Consider the following 19,459-nt stretch of genomic DNA (forward strand, 5'->3'; position numbering starts at 1 on the left):
TTCAAATTTGTGCAACCGTTTGCACAAATTAAAACAAAAAAGATTAGCTTAATTATTAGCTAATCTTATATGGGATTATTTTTTGCTTCATTTTAGAAAATAAAACATCAATTGCTTCTTTCCCTAGTTTCTTCGGTTGTAAATCAACCTGTAAAGTTGACCCTAATACCATTCCGAGCAATTTACTGCTATTAAAACAAATAACAGGATACTTTATATCATTTTTTAATTTACTTAAATACTGTAAATACAAAATATCATCAGAAAAAATCAATCCGTCTATTTGAGAATTATTTTTCAAAAATTCATTTAAATTATCGTTGTCAGAATTTAAATTAATAACTTGAGGAACATGATTTTTTTGAGTTAAAAATTTTTGATAACCTTTTCTTCTATCTAATTCATAAGACCAATGATGATTAGATTCTACAAATGCTGGGTATTTAACTTGCTTATTTTTCCATAAAAATTCGGTTGCAGAAAAACCTGCAGCAACATTGTCATTATCAACAAACTTATATTTACTAGAAGCTCCAATTATCACAAAGTTTAAATTTTTTGCAGCCAAATATTCTATTATTGGATCATTTTTTTGAGAATAAAAAATGACAAAGTTATGTACTTTAGCTTGTTTAACCATTGATTGAACTTGACTTAATAATTGATTTTGACTAGGTGCAATAGCCACCAACATTTCATAATTCTTTTTTTGTAATTCGGTGCTAATTCCTCTCATCAAATCAATGTGAAATGGATTTGCGGGTGCAGTTTCTCCAGTTACTGGAAAAACAATCCCAACCATATTTGCTTCACCTAAAGTTAAATTTCTTCCAGCATAATCAGGCTGATAGTCCATTTGCGAAGCAATTTTACGGATTTTTTTCTTAGTTTCTTCACTAATTCTAGGATTGTTATTTAAGGCTCTAGATGCAGTAGACGGTGAAACACCTGCCTTTTTTGCTATATCTTTAATAGTACACATTGTAGACCACTTTCTATTTTTAATAATTATTTGTAAGTTATTATCTATAATAACTATTCATAACTATGGATTCAATATATTTTTAAGCGCTTTCATAAATGCTACTGTAATAAATATTTTTTAATTCAAAATTACTAACTGTATTTGCAACTTATTCATAAAATAATTCGTATTTACATTCTTATTAATGAATGGTAAAGTATAATAGTTGTCTTAATAAAGATAAAACACGAACATTTACTTTTTGGAGAGAAAAATGAATTTTATTAAGAGTTATTTCCAGCTTGATAAATATAATACAAGCATCAAAACAGAATTTATTGCCGGATTAACTACTTTTATTAGTATGTCTTATATCCTTTTTGTTAACCCAAGTGTTTTAGGAGCAAGTGGAATGGATACTGGCGCTGTATTTACCTCAACTGCCTTAGCTGCTGCTCTTGGTACTGCAATTATGGGAATTGTAGCAAATTATCCAATCGGTGAAGCACCAGCACTTGGTATCAATGCCTTTTTTGCTTATACAGTATGTGTAGGGATGCATGTTTCATGGGAAACAGCCCTAGCTAGTGTATTTGTTGCATCAATTATTTTTATTTTGATTACACTTTTTAAATTACGTGAAAAAATCATCGATGCTATTCCAAGTGATCTAAAGTTTGCCATTTCATCAGGAATCGGGCTTTTTATTGCCTTTCTTGGTTTACAAAATGGTCATATGATTGTTGATAACAAATCAACTTTAGTTAGCTTAGGTTCTCTTCATGATCCACTTGTTTGGATTACAATTTTTGGAGTATTAGTTACTATTATTTTAATGATTTTAAGAGTTCCTGGTGCAATCTTCATCGGAATGTTATTAGCTGCAATTTTTGGAGTATGTATTGGTCAAATTCAATTGCCACATAAAATTATTTCAACTGCTCCAAGTTTAGCACCAACTTTTGGTCAAGCAGTCTTTCACGTAAAAGATATTAATAGCTTGCAAATGTGGGTAGTTGTACTTACTTTCTTGTTAGTAACCTTCTTTGATACTGCTGGAACTTTAATCGGTCTTGCTCAACAAGCAGGTTTTATGAAGAATAATAAAATGCCACGCGTAGGTAAAGCCTTGGCAGCTGATTCAACTGCAATGATGTTTGGTTCAATTTTTGGAACTTCACCAGTTGGAGCATTCGTTGAATCTAGTGCCGGAATTGCTGTAGGTGGTAGAACAGGACTTACTGCTGTATTCGTAGCAATCTTTTTCTTGATTTCAATGATTTTTAGTCCTTTGTTAGGACTTTTCACTACTCAAGTTACTGCACCTGCTTTGATTATTGTTGGTGTATTAATGGCACAAAATACAGCTCATATTCATTGGAATAAGCTTGAGATTGCCGTACCAAGTTTCTTAATTTTACTTGGAATGCCACTTACTTATTCAATTTCAGATGGACTTGCACTTGGAATGATTACTTATCCAATTTGTATGATTTCTGCAAAACGTGGAAAAGAAATCAGCCCAATGATGTGGGTACTATTCTTCGTATTCTTAATCTTCTTATGGGTACTAAATATTAAGTAATGAAAATGTCACCAATTGGTGGCATTTTTATTTTACATAAAAAACTGAATAAATTTATCTCCTTCTATTGAAAATGTTAACTATTTAAGTATAATTAAAAATAAATATTCGGATAATAATAAAATATAATATTTTTATCTGCTTATATTTCATCTAGTAATAATGTTTTACGAACAATATTCATATTATGGAGGTAAATATGAACTCTATCAGTCGCTTTTTCCATTTAAAGGAAAATCAGACTTCAGTCAAAACAGAACTTTTAGCAGGACTGACAACTTTTGTCAGTATGTCTTATATTTTGTTTGTTAATCCTAATGTACTAGGAGCAAGCGGGATGGATAAAGGAGCTTTGTTCACTACTACTGCACTAGCAAGTGCTTTTACCTGTATTGTGATGGGTGTGCTTGCCAACTACCCTATTGCATCTGCTCCAACTTTGGGTCTTAATGCTTTCTTTACTTATACAGTTTGTTTAGGAATGCATGTTTCATGGGAAACAGCTTTAGCTGCAGTTCTTGTAGCATCAATTCTGTTTATTATTCTTACTGCATTTAAGTTACGTGAAAAGATCATTGATGCTATTCCTACTGATTTAAAGTATGCAATTTCTGCCGGTATTGGCTTATTCATTGCTTTTATTGGACTTCAAGGAAGTGGCTTAATTCAAAAGTCAGCTTCAACATTAGTTACTGTCGGCACACTAAAAAATCCTCTTGTTTGGATCACAATTTTTGGATTGTTAGTTACAGTAATGTTAATGATTGCCAATGTACCAGGTGCAATGTTTATTGGAATGATTGCAGCAGCTATTTTTGGAATTGCTATTGGTCAAATAAAAATGCCAACTCAAGTAATTTCGGCAGCTCCATCAATATCACCAATTTTTGGACAAGCAGTCCTTCATATTGGTGACATTAATACGGTTCAAATGTGGATCATTGTTTTAACATTTTTACTAGTAACCTTCTTTGATACTACTGGTACTTTGATTGGACTTGTGCAACAAGCTGGATTAATGAAAGATGGCAAAATGCCACGAGCAGGTCGTGCACTTAGTGCTGATTCAAGTGGTATGGCAGTTGGAGCTGTGCTTGGAACTTCTCCAGTTGGAGCATTTGTAGAATCTAGTGCTGGGATTGCTGTAGGCGGTAGAACAGGACTTACTGCAGTTTTTGTTGGAATCTTTTTCTTAATTTCCATGATTTTTAGTCCAATTTTGAGCGTTTTTACAACTCAAGTTACAGCACCTGCTTTAATTATTGTCGGAGTATTAATGGCCGAAAACTTAGCTCATGTACATTGGACTAAGCTAGAAATCGCAATTCCTTGTTTTCTTATTGTAATTGGAATGCCATTAACTTATTCAATTTCTGATGGTTTAGCTTGGGGAGTTATCGTTTATCCATTCACTTTAATTGCTGCAAAACGATTCAAAGAAATTACTCCAATGATGTGGATACTGTTTGTCATCTTTATAATCTATATGTTAGTTTTAAATATTTAGCATTAATATTTCCTGGGAAATAGAACCTGTAGTCAAAATTTTGACTACAGGCTTTTTTCATTTGTGCTACACTAGATACAATAACTTAATAATTGTATTTAGTTTTATCGGAGGAAAAAATGCAGACATTAGAAAAAGTCTTTCATTTAAAGGATGCTCATACCACTGTTAAAACTGAGTTAATCGCCGCATTAACCACTTTTGTCAGTCTCTCCTACATCCTATTTGTTAACCCTAATATTTTACACGCGGCAGGAATTCCAGCAGGAGCTGCTTTTACCGTTACGGCAATTGCAACTGCAATTGGTTGTTTTATTATGGGTTTTGTAGCAAACTATCCAATTGCTTTAGCACCAACTTTAGGTAGTGCAGCCTTTTTTGCATATAACGTATGCCAAGGAATGCATATCAACTGGCAAACAGCCTTAGCTGCAGTACTAGTTGCATCAATTTTGTTTGTACTTATCACAATTTTTCACTTACGTGAATTAGTTGTCGATGCAATTCCTGCAGATCTTAAGTCTGCAATTTCAGCTGGTATTGGTTTATTTATTGCTTTTATCGGTTTACAAAATGGAAAATTAATCGTTAATAGTGACTCTTCTCTTGTTACTCTCGGTAAATTTTCATCACCTGCCGTATGGATCACTCTTTTTGGATTGATTCTTACTGTTATCTTGATGGCGATGAACGTTCCAGGGTCAATATTTATTGGAATGGTTGTAACGGCAGTTTTTGGAATAGCCATCGGTCAAATTCAAATGCCTCATTCCTTTATTTCAACACCACCATCAATTGCTCCAACTTTTGGTCAAGCAATTTTTCATATTCAAGATATTAATACACCGCAACTATTTATTGTTGTTTTAACTTTTTTACTTGTTACATTCTTTGATACTGCTGGAACTTTAATTGGAATGACACAACAAGCTGGCATGGTAACTAAAGATGGCAAAATTCCACGCATTGGTAAAGCATTTGCTGCAGATTCTACTGCAATGATTGAAGGTGCTATCTTTGGTACTGCTCCACTTGGAACCAGCGTTGAATCTAGTGCCGGAATTGCCATGGGTGGTAGAACTGGTCTTACTGCTATTTTCATCGGAATTTTCTTCTTAATTTCAATGATTTTTAGTCCACTTCTTGCAGTTATTCCAACTACTGTAACAGCTCCTGCCTTAATTATTGTGGGAGTACTTATGGCAGGAAACCTTAAGAATATTCACTGGGAAAAATTTGAAGTAGCTTTTCCTGCATTTTTAATTGTTGTCGGAATGCCACTTACTTATTCAATATCTGATGGTTTAGCTCTTGGAATGATTGCTTACCCATTAACAATGATTGCTTCTAAACGTTATAAAGATGTTTCAATAATGATGTATATCTTGTTCTTTATCTTTATTGGATTTTTCTTGATTACGAATTTATAGAATTAAGCACGAGAATTTTCGTGCTTTTATTTTTGTATTTAAGTTTACATTTGTAAACCAAAGTGCTATAGTTACATTTGTAAACGAAAAGAGGGAAATATGCTTAAAACACAAAATGAACTTAATATCTCTGATGCAGAATGGGAAGTTATGCGTATTATCTGGACCTTGAATCATGCCGGTTCTAGTCAGATTATTGACCAACTTCAAGAAAAAAATGACTGGACTGAATCAACTATTAAGACCTTGCTTAGACGTTTATGTCAAAAAGGATACTTAAAAACAGAAAAAGATGGACGCAAATTTATTTACTCTGCAACAGTTGGACAAACTGAGATGATGTATGAAGAAACTAAGGCACTTCTTGATAAAATGTGCGATATGCACAAAGGGCAGCTTTTAATTAAGCTTATGAAAGATATGCCAATTTCAAAAAGTGACTTAAAAACTTTAAATCAAGAAATTACTAAAAAAGAAAAATCAGCTCCTGATAAAGTTGCTTGTAACTGTTTATCAGAAATGAATTGCTAGGAGGTAAGCATGAATATTAGTCAGGTTATTACAATAATTGTAGCCATAATTTTAATTGGCTTCATTCTTTGGTGGTTCTTTGGAAAACATAAAGAACAATCTGGAGTTGCACAAGTTAATAATGGAATGCAGGAAGCAAACATTGTTGTCAATGGTGGCTACTCGCCTTCTACAGTAATTTTAAAACAAGGAATGCCAGCTGAAGTTAATTTCGATATGAAAGATTCAACAGCTTGTTTGTCTCATGTTGTTTTTGAACAGCTTGGCGTTGATAAAGATTTAACTAAAAAGCCGATCACAACAGTTAAGATTCCAACTGATAAACCGGGTGAATATAATTTTGCATGTGGTATGGACATGTTCCATGGAAAGGTAATAGTGAAATAAAATGGGTATTTTTTCAAAAGATCAAATTAAAAAAGTTGTTGTAAATGCTAAAAATCATGGCTATAAGCCAGACGTAATTACCTTCAAACAAGGTAAACCAGCTCAAGTTAAATTTATTGCTTCAGATAATATGGGCTGTATGGATAAAATCAACTTCAAGCAATTAGATGCTAAAGTTGACCTTGATAACAATCATGAAGTAACTGTTAAGATTCCAACTGACAAGCCCGGCGAATATGATTTTGCTTGCAGTATGGATATGTTCAAAGGAAAGGTTGTAGTTAAATGATGAAGATGTCAAATATTAAACGTTTTTGGATTTCATTCATCCTTTCAATTCCAATGCTGATTCAAATGTTTGCTATGCCTTTTCATTGGATGATGCCAGGATATAATTGGATAGCTTTAATTACTACAACAATCATTATGGCAATTTCTGCTGCACCTTATTGGAAAAGTGCTTGGGCTGCTTTTAAAAAACATAGCGCAAATATGAATACCTTAGTAGCAACTGGGACTACTGTCGCATATTTTTATAGTATTTTTGCAATGTTTACTGGACGCGAAGTATATTTTGAAAGTGCCGCATTTGTAACAGTGTTTGTCTTATTAGGCGATGCTATGGAAGAAAAAATGCACAATAATGCTTCTAATGCCTTAGCAAAGTTAATCAACTTACAAGCAAAAGATGCGCAAGTTTTACGTAATGGTAAATTTATCAATGTACCACTAGATCAAGTTCAAGTTGGTGATACAATTCGAGTAAAACCTGGTGAAAAAATTCCCGTTGACGGCATAGTCTTAACTGGTTCGTCTTCAGTTGATGAATCAATGGTTACTGGTGAAAGTATGCCTGTTACCAAAAAACAAGGCGATGAAGTAGTTGGTTCTACTATCAATACTAATGGAACTATTACTTTTAAAGCTACCAAGGTTGGTAACGATACTATGCTCTCACAGATTGTAGAGTTAGTTAAAAAGGCTCAAACAAGTCACGCCCCAATTCAAAAACTTACTGATAAAATTTCTAATATTTTTGTTCCAGCAGTTTTAATCATCGCTATTGTAACTTTTGTTATCTGGTATTCATTCTTAGGAGCAACTGTTGTTAATGCAATGCTATTTGCAGTCAGCGTTGTGGTTATTGCTTGTCCATGTGCTTTAGGTTTAGCTACACCAACTGCATTAATGGTAGGAACTGCCAGAAGTGCTAAGATGGGTGTTTTAATTAAAAATGGTGAAGTTCTTCAAGAAGTTAGTGATTTGAATACTGTAGTTTTTGACAAAACTGGTACTATCACCGTAGGTAAGCCTGTTGTAACTGATATTATTGGAAATAGCGATGTATTGACAATCGCAGCTAGTCTTGAAGATGCTTCAGAACATCCGCTTGCTAGTGCAATTATAAAAAAAGCTGATCAAGAAAAAATTACTACTAATCCAGTAAATAACTTCCAAGCAATTGAAGGAAAAGGCGTTCGAGCAAAAATTAATAACGAACTTGCCTTTGTTGGAAATGAGCGTTTACTTGAAAATAAAATTATTTCCCAAGAAATAAAAAAACAAGCTGAAAAATTGCAAAATGAAGCTAAGACTGTTGTCTATGTTGGACTTGGAGATAAAATTATTGGACTTATTGCAATTCAAGATGTCCCTAAACCTACTTCAAAAGAAGCTATTAAACAACTTAAAAAGCGTGGCTTAAAAACTGTAATGCTTACTGGTGATAATAAAAAAGTAGCTCAAGCAATCGCTAATGAAGTTGGAATTGATGAAGTAATCGCGGAAGTTTTGCCTACTGAAAAAGCAGAACATATTAAAGCTTTACAAAGTAACGGCGCTAAAGTTGCCTTTGTTGGTGATGGTATTAATGATGCGCCAGCACTTTCTACTGCTGATGTTGGAATTGCTATGGGGTCAGGAACTGATGTCGCTATTGAATCTGGTGGAATTGTTTTAGTTCAAAATGATTTACTTGGTGTAGTTCGTGCTTTGGATATTTCCAAAAAGACTTTTAATCGTATTAAGCTTAATCTCTTCTGGGCACTTATTTATAACACGATTGGAATTCCAATCGCTGCTGGATTGTTTGTAGGTATCGGCTTTTCTTTAAGCCCCGAACTTGCAGGTTTAGCAATGGCCTTTAGTTCAGTGTCAGTAGTCACTAGTTCTCTTCTTTTAAACAAAACTAAAATTGCAGGTATATCCCAAAAAGCGTAGTCTATAGGCTGCGCTTTTTGCATGAATTTCTATTTTTTGTTAAACTAATATACGTTGTAACATATTTGTAATTTTTAAGGAGTTGAAGAATTAATAGGATTCATGCCTTATTTAGGCATTACCTATTCTTATGAGAAATAATAAAAAAGACAAAACTGTAAAACCGAAAAAGAACTATAAAAAGGCTCCCTTAATGCCAATTCATCTGCGTGTACTTGTTGCAGTTATTTTGGGACAAATTGCCTGCGGATATTCTCTAGGTATTTCTGGGACTGCCTTAACTAATGCAGCTAAATATATTCAAATTAATGACTTATGGACAGGACTAATTGGTGCAGGTGCTTTAATTGGACTTGCAGGAAGTATGATTATCGGACGTTTATCTGATAAAATTGGTCGCCGTAAACTCTTAATGATCAATATGTATGTTTTAGCTGCTTTTTCATTATTGCACTTACTAACAGCAAATCTTGCCTTAACCTTTATTATCAGAATTGGAATTGGGTTAATGATTGCTATTGATTATACAGTTGGTAATGCTTTATTAACTGAATGGCTTCCTAAGGGTGAGGATAGTAAACGTCAAAGTCACTTACTTATTTATTGGACTTTAGGTTTTATTGCATCTTATTTAGTAGGTACCTTCCTTACGGGCTTTGGTTCTTACACTTGGCAAATCATCTTAGCTACAGGTGCTATTCCTGCATTGATTACTGCAATTTTCCGTTCAGTATTTCGCTTACCCGCTTCTCCTAGTTGGCTTGCAAGTAAAGGGAAAATTAAGACAGCTAATAAAGTCATTCAAAAACATATGGGTCGTAAATGGGGCGTTCCTGCTTGGCTTGTTAAAAGAGCTAAAGACAATAAGAATAAGCCTAAAAAAGAAATTTCTTGGAAAATTTTATTCACTAAGAAATACCTAAGACGAACTATGGCTGGCGGAATTTTTTATGCTTGCCAAGCATTTGCATTTTTCGGAATTAGTATTTTCCTTCCAATTTTGCTTAATAGTATGGGGATCACTGATCAAAAAGTATCAGGAATCATCTATAACGGTGGGATGTTTGTTGGCGTGTTATTTGGAATCTTAATTTTTAATAAGATTAGTCGTCGTGCATTTCTTGTAAGTAATTTTTTGATTTCTGCAATTTTAATTGGCTCATTAGCTTTAATTCCAAACATGAATTCAATGGTTAAGTTAACAATTTTTGCAATATTTGCAATTATTCTTTCATCAGGTCTTGTACTCGACTATCCTTATCCAACTGAATTGTTTGATGTGAAAGTACGCGGAACTGGAGTTGGTACTTGTATCACGATTAGTCGATTTGGTGCTGCTGCAGGTACATTCTTATTGCCTGTATTAACTAATGCAGGTGGTGCCAAATTAGCAATGCTTGTATGTACTATCGTTCTATTATTTAGCTTCATTGTTTGTCTAATTTGGGCTCCTGAAACTTCTCCGCAATTCATAAAAAAAGATGAAACTATAATTCCTACTGGTACTGAAAAAATTGAATAAACTACAAAAGCAGATCCATTTGGACCTGCTTTTATTATTTTTGTGCTTGTTCATACTTCTTTTTAGAAATGTATGTGATTTCTTTGACGTATTGACCTTTGTGGTTGATAGAGATGTACTCTCTACTTGGATCATAACCACCTACATGATCTAACCTATAAGACAAATTCTTACCAGTTTTAGAATCTATCGCTTGAACATTATCATAGCTTTGAGTACCCTTTTGTACTTTAGCATAACTGGTAGTTTGACTAATTAATGGGTTGATTCTATCTCTCATCGAAACATATTCAAATCTATTTCGAGGAAATACAGCTGATCCAATAATAACAAAAGCTGCAATGAGCAAAGCTACTCCAATAATAATTTTTACAATATTATCTTTTCTAAACATAAGTTTATCCCTTTCAATAAGCTAGTTATATTTTTTATTTTAACTCTATTCAAAACTATTTCCATACTTATATAAGAAAAGCCCTATGTTTCTTGTGAAACATAGAGCTTAATTGTATTCATTCAGTAGAGAAGTTATTTTTGATTTTTAGAGATTTAATTAAGTTAAAATTAGTACTTTGGAATCCACTTCATACTTTCAGTAGCTTCTTTAGCATTAGTAATATTGCTGCCAGCAAGACCTTGATCAATTGCAGATTGAGCAACAGCTTCTGCTTCCTTTTGTGAGAAGCTTTGAATCTTGCTTACTGGAGGAAGAACTGCTGCACCTGGCTTTGAAGCATCAACAATACCGCCAAGTGAATGAGCAGCTGCTGATAACATTTCATCATTAACAAGCTTAGCTTCACTTGCCAATACTCCTAATCCAAGACCTGGATAAATTAAAGCATTGTTTGCTTGTCCAATATGATAAGTAACGCCGTTATATTCAACAGGGGAAGATGGAACACCAGTAGCAACTAATGCACGTCCATCAGTCCATTTAATAATGTCAGCTGCAGTAGCTTCAATCAACTTAGTTGGATTAGAAATTGGGAAGATAATTGGACGTTTAGTATGAGCTGCCATTTCCTTAATTGCCTTTTCAGTGAAGGCACCTGGAGTAGTTGAAGTACCAATCATTACAGTTGGGTGAACTGCCTCAATAACTGCTTCTAAGTTAGTTAATTCATCTGCATTCTTAAATTCTGAACGCTTACGTACAAATGGCTTTTGTTCTGGAGTAAGACCTGGTGTATCTTCAAATAAAAGACCTTGCTTGTCAACTAAGTAAAAATGCTTCTTAGCTTCTTCAGGATCCATCCCTTCCACAAGCATTTCACGATACATCATATTGGCAATTCCCATACCAGCAGTTCCTGCACCAAAGGTCAAGAAAATTTGGTCAGTAAATTTTTCTTTAGAGATATTAAGTGCGCCAAGAACGCCAGATAAACATACAATACCTGTACCTTGAACATCATCGTTGAATACAGGAATTTCCTTACGATATTTATTCAAAATCTTAGTAGCATTATCACGACCAAAATCTTCAAAGTGAATATAAACATCTGGGAATAATTCACGAGCTGATTTTACAAATTCATCAACCATTTCATAATATTTTTCACCAGTAATACGGCTATGTTTATTCCCAAGATATAATGGATCATCAATCAAAGTTTGATTATTAGTACCTACATCAAGTGACACCGGCAATACTTCACGTGGATCAATGCCAGCTGCAGCTGTATAAACCATAAGTTTACCAACAGAAATATTAACACCGTTGGCTCCCCAATCACCAATTCCTAATATTCCTTCACCATCAGTTACAACAATAAGTTTAATCTTGCGACCACCAGCAGCATTCTTTAAACTTTCCTTGATTTCTTCAGGATTGTCAATTGAAAGAAAGGCTGCCCCTTGTGGTTTCATAAAGATTTCACTATATTTTTCAATAGCTGGTGCAATAACTGGATCATATACTACTGGCAATAGTTCCTCAATGTGTTGTTCCATGACATAGTAGAACAAAGTACGATTAGTGTTGAAGATTTCCATTAAGAACTTGCGTTTTTGCATCCCTTCAGGACGAATCTTATATTGTTCATAAACACGTTGAGCTTGTTCTTCAATAGTTTGTACTTTAGTTGGTAAAGTTCCATTTAAACCTAACACTTCACGTTCACGCTTAGTAAAAGCCGTCCCCTTATTTAAGAAAGGGTCATTTAAAATATTGTATGCATTACTCATAAAATGCCTCCCATTTACTTGTAACTACTCTTTTTTGTATCATGGTACTGAGTATATTCCCTGGGAAATTTTATAGTCAAATGCTACACTTTACTAAACTTTTATTTATATGAGGATGAAAAACATTGAATACACAAGACTTAAGATATTATCATGAACTAGTTAATTTAAAAAGTTACACAAAAACTGCAGAAAAGTTTGGAGTTAGTCAACCCACAATTACTGCAGCTGTTAAAAGACTAGAAAATAAATTTGGCGGAAAGTTTTTAATTCGTGATCAATCACATAAAAGCATTATCATCACCAAACTTGGAATGCAATTCGATGAACATGCACAGGCTATTTTAAATGAAATAAACATTGCAGAAACCGAAATCAAACAAGCCTCAGAAGCCGAAATTAACTTTGGTCTTCCTCTAATCATTGGTCGTAATTTCTTTCCAAAAATTGTACCTAATCTTCTTGAAAAAGGTATCTTAAACCATCTTAATGTAATGGAAAGTGGCTCATATGATTTACAACAACTTCTTAAAAATGGTCAAATAAATCTAACTCTTTTAGGCTTAACTAACTTAAACGTAGGAGCAGGAATTGATCTTGAAGTTATTAACCATTTTCCGATTAGAGTCATTGTAAGCAAAAATCACCCTTTAGCTCAAAAAGAAAAAATTTATTTTAAAGATATTGCTGGTGAAAATTTCATCAGTTTAAATAGCGATTATATTCATACTCGCGCTCTTGATAAAATGCTTCGTAAAAATCGTATTAGTCTAAATACTATTTATCGAAGTCCTGATGTAATGGTAGTAAAGTCTCTAATTGCTAAAAATTTAGGAATCTCTTATTTAACTACATTATCAATCACTGACAATGATAATGTAGTTTCTCTACCTTTAGCTGATGAGGATCAACCAGAATTTATTCTAGCTGCTGCAAAACGTGACAATTACATTATGACTGAGCGCGAAGAACAATTTTGGAAAATTTTAACACAAAAATAAAAGCTATCCCAAAAAGGATAGCTTTTTCTTTATAATTATCCAATAATCATCATCAAAATAGGTACTACTACAATAAAGAGTAAAGTACTCAAAACAACAACATTTGTTGCATAGTCAACGTCACCATGTGCTTCATTTGCCAAAACTGGCAAGACAGCAAGAGCTGGAGTTGCTGATTGAACAATAAAAGTCTTACTCATTAATGTTGGTACTGTTAAGCCAATTGCTGGAGCAAATACTCTCACAAGTAAAATCATTACAGCTGGAGCTAAAATAAAACGCCCAAGAAGTGCTACAGCAGTATCTTTATCCAGCTTAACATTTTTAATACCGGAATTAGCAAGTACAATACCGATATAAATAAGTGAAAGCGGCGTTACAAGATTACCAATATAAGTGAAAGTTTGACTAGCAAAAGTTGGCAACTTAAGTCCTGTCAAAAGCCATAATACCGCTACTACAAAACCAACTAGTGGCATTGGAAGTAACTTCTTCCATTCAATTTTGTGCTTTTTCTTTTCTTCTTTAATTAAAGTTGGATCATCATTTTTAATAAGAAATACACCAAAAGCCCAAGTAGAAACTGTATTGATAATATAATAAATCAAGAAATATGGCATAGCTTGATTACCAAACAAAGCCACATTTAACGGCATTCCAATAAAAATTGTGTTTGCGTTAGCAATAGTATTAATAAAAGTTCCACGACGTCCTACAGGAACTTTAATAATTTTAACTAAAACAAATGCAACAATATAAGAAATTACAACCCCAATTGCTGGTAGCAATAAGTTTTCAAACAAGTTAATTAAACTACCACGAGTTAAATTATTTTGAACTGAAATAAAAATTGATGCAGGTAAGGCAATTTGCGTAATAAGCTTTGAAATATTTCCTGAAAAGCTATCAGCAAGCCAGCCAGCTCTGCGTAAGATATATCCAAGTGCCATAATCAACACAATTACTACAACACTAGAAATTGATGATACAAATGCTGTCATCTACTTATTCTCCCCTCATATAATTCAATCTTTTAATATCATAAATATCAGAATATATGACATCTATACAAACACAGTATTTATACTACTAATCCAAAATATTTCAAGTAATTTAACTTAATTTTTAAAAATGAAAAAGGATTATTTCCTAGGAAATAATCCTTTTCACCCATCTAATTCAACACCCTGCAGTTTTTTCATCATATCATATACTTCACCGCGACGATTTTGGTCAACTGCTAAAACTAGCATATCACCAGCCATGATTTGCGTTTGTCCATTTGGAATAATTTCATCGCTGCCTCTTCTAATCATTTTAACAAGTGTATTATGAGGCCACTTAACATCAGCAACTTTTTTATCGACTAATTGACTGCTTTCATAAACAGGAACAGTTAATTGATCTTCACGTCCTGCAGATTTAGCAACGCCATTCTTACCTTCCATAGCTTGGGCTAAACTGTCATAAATTGGACGACCACCTAAAAGTTCATCCACTAAAAGTGCAATAAATGCAACTACTGCCAGGGGCATTAAGTGAAGAAGTGAACCTACCATTTCAGTAATTAAAATTATTGCTGTAAATGGTGCGCGAATAATTGCCGCAAAAAGTCCCGCCATTGAGAATATCACAAGATTTATAACTAATCTTTGTGGCAATAGTCCCAATTGAACCATAAAGCTACCATACGTAGCACCAATTAAAGCCCCCATTGTCAAAATTGGTAAAAAGATACCACTTGGAAGTCCAGAATCATATGAAATAATTGAAAACACAATTCTCATAACAAAGAAAAATGCTAACATTCCAACCGTAATCCATCCTTGAGTTGTTATTGTATTTGAAAGTGATAAAATCAAACGATTACCCGGACCAGTAATTAGTGGCCAATAATAAGCAATCGGCAACAAGATTATTAAAGGAATAATTCCGTGAAGCCATCTAGGTAAAATAGTTATTTTTTTATATACCTTTTTAAAACTAAATAAGCCAACTTTATAAAGATGTCCCAACACTCCTACTACTAACCCTAATAATACTAAATGCCAATACAATGGAATAGGAAAAGAATAATTATACGGAATTGCTAAAGCCGGATGTTGTCCAAAAATATTTGAAACAATGAAGTTTGAAGCAATTGCACCAGCTAGTGCATTCATCCATACTCTTGGAGAAAAATTATGAAATACCTCTTCAAGCACAAATAAAGCTCCACTAAGTGGCGCTCCAAAAGCAGCTGACAATCCACTAGCAGCACCTGTAGCAAGTAGTACGCGAGAGTTAGTTTTAGTTTGATTAAAGCCCTCACCCACTCCTTGTCCAATCGATGAGCCTAATTGAAGAGAGGGACCTTCTGGTCCTAAGAAGAGTCCAGTTCCAATTACCAAAATTCCCCCAATTAATTTTCTCCATAAAATCGGAAACCACTTAACTGACAACTTTCCTTGAAGTTCCAGCTTAACTTCTGGAATACCAGAACCACCCACATGTGGCTGTTGCTTAACAAAGTAGCCGGCAATTATTGCCACTGCTAAAAAACCGACAATAATCACTAAAAACCAAATAGAATTTTGGTGAGCTAATTCAAATAAATTGAGCCAAAATCCTGAAGTTTTTTCAATACCAAATCTAAAAACTCCCACAATAGCTCCAGTTACTATACCAACTAACAATGCTTGGAATAATAGCTTTAAACTTGTATTTTCCGTGTTTTTCATTTTTTATCTCCCACACAAAAATTTGTCAATTATTATTCTACAACAAAAAAGAGCCCTATCAGGACTCTTTTTTATAAGCTATTATCAATTATTTTTCTTCATACCATTCAGTGTGGAATGTGCCTTCACGATCATTTCTTTGGTAAGTATGAGCACCAAAGTAGTCACGCTGTCCTTGAATAAGGTTAGCTGGCAAATTAGGATTGAAAATTGATTCTAAGTAGTTAAGTGATGCACTTAAAGTAGGAGTTGGAACACCTGCTTTTGTAGCAAATTCAACTGACTTACGAAGTGATGGCAAATTAGTCTTCATCAAGTTTCTGAAGTAGTCATCTTGGAATAAGTTCATAAGCGGCTTGCCACCTTCATAAGCATTTTCAATATCTTTAAGCATGCTTGAACGAATGATACAGCCAGCTTCCCAGTTTTGAGCAATTGACTTGTAACGAAGATCCCAATTATAAGCCTTAGCTGCCATTGTTAATTGTTGAAAACCTTGTGCATAAGCAACTGCTTGCGCTAATTGCAAAGTATTTTCAAATTCATCTACTAAGTTATCTGGAAGAGTTTCTTCACTTTCGAACTTGGTTGGTTTAATTCCACTTTCTAAAGCCAAGTGAGCTTGTTTACTCATAAAACGTGCAATAACTGCTTCGGCGATAACGCTAATTGGAGCACCTAAGCTGACACCATCTTCAAGCATCCAATTACCAGTACCCTTATAAGAAGCAACATTTAAAATATGGTCAATTACATGATCATCAGTTAAATCATCTTTTTGCTTTAAAACATTAGCAGTGATTTCACTAAGGTAAGCTTCAACTTTTCCATGGTTCCACTTATCAAAGATTTCTGACATTTCATCATCACTCTTATGAGCAACATCACGAAGCAAGTTATAAACTTCTGAAAATTCTTGCATAATGGCATATTCAATTCCGTTATGAACCATTTTTACATAGTGACCTGCTCCTTCAGGACCCATATAACTTACGCAAGGTTTTCCTTCTGCGTTTTTAGCAGCAATAGCTTCTAAGATTGGAGCAACTTCATTATAAGCTTCCTCGTCACCACCAGGCATAAGAGCTGGACCATTTAAGGCACCTTCTTCGCCTCCACTAACACCCATTCCAATAAAGTGAATACCATGCTTTTCTAATTCATGGTAGCGGCGATTTGTATCTTTATATTGAGAATTTCCACCATCAATTAAAATATCTCCTTTATCAAGAAGTGGAAGTAAATTGTGGATAACTTCATCAACTGGAGCCCCTGCCATAATTTGGATTAAAATCTTACGAGGTCTTTCAAGTGAATTAACAAATTCTTTTAAATCATCATAAGCTTTTAACTTATCATCTTCATATTTTGCAAATGCTTCAACTTCTGGCTTATCAATACTATAACCTGATACTGAAAAGCCATGGTTTCTTACATTCAAGGCAAGGTTTTTACCCATAACAGATAATCCAATAACGCCGAATTGTTGCATAATTAATTCCTCCATAAAAAAACTGTCAGTTCCTATTATACGAGTCCTACACAAAAAAGCGAAACTAAAGGTTTCGCTTTTTCATATAATTATTTGTATAAATTAGTGTTGTGATGCACCTGAAGTAGTATCTGGTTCTGGATCTGGTTCAGCTTCTTCATGTTGTGATGCACCTGATGCCGCATCAGTTTCTAAGCCATACTTATCAGCAAAATAACTAAATGGCTTCAAATCTTCTGCTTGATACTTCTTAACAAATGCTGGATCATCAAGAGTATCTAATTCAGTTGAGTAAGGCATTTCATGGGTGTACTTAATATCAATAAGCATTGGGCCATCCATCTTCTTCCATTCCTTAACAGCCTTTTCAAACTCATCCTTAGTACGTACAACAACGCCCTTTACATTCATACCTTCTGCAACTTGTGCCCAGTTGTTATCTGGAATAATAACACCTGACAAAGGTTGGTGTGATTCATCTTCTTGTTCAGCTTCAATGTAACCTAAAGTTTCATTAGTGAAGACAATGTTCAATACATGCATATTGTAACGAGCCATAGTAAGAAGTTCTTGGTTCATCATTGCAAAACCACCATCACCTGCAAGTTGCCAAATTTCACGATCTGGGTAAGCTGTCGCTGCAGCAAGAGCAGCTGGAGCACCATATCCCATAGTTGCATGAAGACCAGAAGTAGTCCATTTTTGATCATCGTGCATCTTCAACAAACGAGTATGATCAATATTTACATTACCAACATCAATTGCAAATACTGCATCATCAGCAGCTTCTTGATTAATTACATCCCAAATTGGCTCAGGTCTTACTGGCATTTCTTCAGAATCTTTGAAGCTATCTTGCCATGCATCCCAGTTTTCACGGTCTGCAATAGCTGCCTTATAAATTGGTGATTCACTTCTTTCTTCACCAGCATCAATTAATGCACGCAGTGCCTTCTTAGAGTCAGCAAGCATTGAAACGTCCACCTTGTGACGCTTACCAAACTTAGCTGAATCTGTATCAATTTGAATAACTTTAGCGTCTTTATTAAACCACAAAACTGAAAATGGTGAATTATTACCAACCCAAACAACTAAGTCAGCATGAGATTGAATTTCATTTGGAGTCTTTGGTCCAATACGGCCAATAGTACCCATATATGCAGGAAATTCATCTTCCACGACTCCTTTACCAAGGTAGGATGATAGAAGCGGAGTCTTGAATTTTTCAGCAAATTCCTTTAATTCTTCCTTAGCATGTTTTGCGCCATTACCAAAGTATACAACTGGATTCTTGGCTTCTGCTAGAAGTTTAGTTGCTTCTTCAACTGAAGCGGTTGTTGGTTCTAAGTAAGTTTCAGTTGGAACAGCCTTGTAGTTTACGCGGAAATTATCTTCAATCTTTTGCCAGCCAAGATCCTTAGAAATAATCAAAACTGCTGGACCCTTTTTAGCATAAGCTTGACGAATAGCTTCATCCATTAATACTGGAATAAGATCCGCTGTCTTTGGTTGTGCGCACCATACACTGGCATCTAAGAACCACTTATCTTCATCAAAGGCTTGGAAGAAGTCAATATCTTGACGACTAGTTGGAACATTAGCAACAATTGCCACCATTGGTGTTTTATCGTATTTAGCATCATACAAGCCATTGTAGAGGTGAGCAGCACCAGGACCGGCAGAACCAAAACATACACCAACTTTACCAGTTAATTTATATTCAGCTGAAGCAGCAAGTGCACCAGCTTCTTCGTGACGAACTTCAATAAATTTAATCTTATTTTTCCAATCATGGATAGCATTCATACTAGAATCAAATGAACCACCTGGAAAACCATATACATGATCAATATCCCAATCATACATTACTTGAAACATTGCATCGGAACCATTAATTTTTGTCATTTAAG

The 19,459-nt window shown here is 34.3% G+C and carries 16 protein-coding genes; 9 read left to right on the forward strand and 7 right to left on the reverse strand.

The window, feature by feature from the left end:
* Positions 1–55: 55 nt before the first annotated feature.
* Complete coding sequence (locus ACTHPI_RS01585; RefSeq protein ID WP_445352426.1) at positions 56–982, reverse strand: LacI family DNA-binding transcriptional regulator; 927 nt, start codon at positions 980–982, stop codon at positions 56–58.
* A gap of 256 nt (positions 983–1,238) precedes the next feature.
* Between ACTHPI_RS01585 and ACTHPI_RS01590 the strand changes: the two genes are divergently transcribed.
* The 8 genes from ACTHPI_RS01590 (at position 1,239) to ACTHPI_RS01625 (ending at position 10,146) form a co-directional block, all read left to right on the forward strand.
* Positions 1,239–2,549, forward strand: a complete 1,311-nt coding sequence (locus tag ACTHPI_RS01590; protein WP_445352427.1) for an NCS2 family permease — start codon at positions 1,239–1,241, stop codon at positions 2,547–2,549.
* A 199-nt stretch (positions 2,550–2,748) separates the two neighbouring features.
* Entirely contained in the window at positions 2,749–4,056 is a 1,308-nt protein-coding gene (locus ACTHPI_RS01595; protein ID WP_445352428.1) for an NCS2 family permease, read from the forward strand.
* A 119-nt stretch (positions 4,057–4,175) separates the two neighbouring features.
* A complete protein-coding gene (locus tag ACTHPI_RS01600; RefSeq protein WP_445352429.1) occupies positions 4,176–5,486 on the forward strand; it encodes an NCS2 family permease in 1,311 nt (436 codons plus the stop codon).
* A 99-nt stretch (positions 5,487–5,585) separates the two neighbouring features.
* On the forward strand, positions 5,586–6,017 hold the full coding sequence (locus ACTHPI_RS01605) for a CopY/TcrY family copper transport repressor (protein WP_445352430.1): 432 nt from the start codon (positions 5,586–5,588) through the stop codon (positions 6,015–6,017).
* A 9-nt stretch (positions 6,018–6,026) separates the two neighbouring features.
* Positions 6,027–6,404: a cupredoxin domain-containing protein gene (locus ACTHPI_RS01610; RefSeq protein WP_445352431.1), complete on the forward strand. Its 378-nt coding sequence runs from the start codon at positions 6,027–6,029 to the stop codon at positions 6,402–6,404.
* 1 nt (position 6,405) lies between these two features.
* The gene (locus ACTHPI_RS01615) at positions 6,406–6,693 is read left to right on the forward strand and encodes a cupredoxin domain-containing protein (protein ID WP_445352432.1); all 288 of its coding nucleotides are present in this window, start codon (positions 6,406–6,408) and stop codon (positions 6,691–6,693) included.
* The gene (locus ACTHPI_RS01620) at positions 6,693–8,624 is read left to right on the forward strand and encodes a copper-translocating P-type ATPase (protein ID WP_445352500.1); all 1,932 of its coding nucleotides are present in this window, start codon (positions 6,693–6,695) and stop codon (positions 8,622–8,624) included. The genes ACTHPI_RS01615 and ACTHPI_RS01620 overlap by 1 nt, the downstream gene beginning before the upstream one ends.
* A gap of 130 nt (positions 8,625–8,754) precedes the next feature.
* Positions 8,755–10,146 carry an MFS transporter gene (locus ACTHPI_RS01625; protein ID WP_445352433.1) on the forward strand — a complete coding sequence of 464 codons (1,392 nt, stop codon included), beginning with the start codon at positions 8,755–8,757 and terminating at the stop codon, positions 10,144–10,146.
* A gap of 34 nt (positions 10,147–10,180) precedes the next feature.
* Here the strand turns inward: ACTHPI_RS01625 and ACTHPI_RS01630 are convergent, their stop codons facing one another.
* Complete coding sequence (locus tag ACTHPI_RS01630; RefSeq protein ID WP_445352434.1) at positions 10,181–10,540, reverse strand: YxeA family protein; 360 nt, start codon at positions 10,538–10,540, stop codon at positions 10,181–10,183.
* 170 nt (positions 10,541–10,710) lie between these two features.
* Positions 10,711–12,336, reverse strand: coding sequence for a malolactic enzyme (locus tag ACTHPI_RS01635; protein WP_445352435.1), 1,626 nt, complete (start codon positions 12,334–12,336; stop codon positions 10,711–10,713).
* A gap of 125 nt (positions 12,337–12,461) precedes the next feature.
* Here ACTHPI_RS01635 and ACTHPI_RS01640 point away from each other — a divergent pair, with 125 nt between their 5' ends.
* Complete coding sequence (locus ACTHPI_RS01640; RefSeq protein ID WP_445352436.1) at positions 12,462–13,337, forward strand: LysR family transcriptional regulator; 876 nt, start codon at positions 12,462–12,464, stop codon at positions 13,335–13,337.
* Positions 13,338–13,372: 35 nt separating this feature from the next.
* Here ACTHPI_RS01640 and ACTHPI_RS01645 read toward each other — a convergent pair whose 3' ends face one another.
* The 4 genes from ACTHPI_RS01645 to spxB all read right to left on the reverse strand — a co-directional run bounded on the left by ACTHPI_RS01645 (position 13,373) and on the right by spxB (position 19,454).
* Entirely contained in the window at positions 13,373–14,338 is a 966-nt protein-coding gene (locus ACTHPI_RS01645) for an AEC family transporter (RefSeq protein WP_445352437.1), read from the reverse strand.
* Positions 14,339–14,503: 165 nt separating this feature from the next.
* The gene (locus ACTHPI_RS01650) at positions 14,504–16,057 is read right to left on the reverse strand and encodes a chloride channel protein (protein ID WP_445352438.1); all 1,554 of its coding nucleotides are present in this window, start codon (positions 16,055–16,057) and stop codon (positions 14,504–14,506) included.
* Positions 16,058–16,145: 88 nt separating this feature from the next.
* Complete coding sequence (gndA, locus tag ACTHPI_RS01655) at positions 16,146–17,549, reverse strand: NADP-dependent phosphogluconate dehydrogenase (RefSeq protein ID WP_445352439.1); 1,404 nt, start codon at positions 17,547–17,549, stop codon at positions 16,146–16,148.
* A 102-nt stretch (positions 17,550–17,651) separates the two neighbouring features.
* Positions 17,652–19,454: a pyruvate oxidase gene (gene spxB, locus ACTHPI_RS01660; RefSeq protein WP_445352440.1), complete on the reverse strand. Its 1,803-nt coding sequence runs from the start codon at positions 19,452–19,454 to the stop codon at positions 17,652–17,654.
* Positions 19,455–19,459: the final 5 nt, after the last annotated feature.

The organism is Lactobacillus sp. PSON (assembly GCF_052615405.1).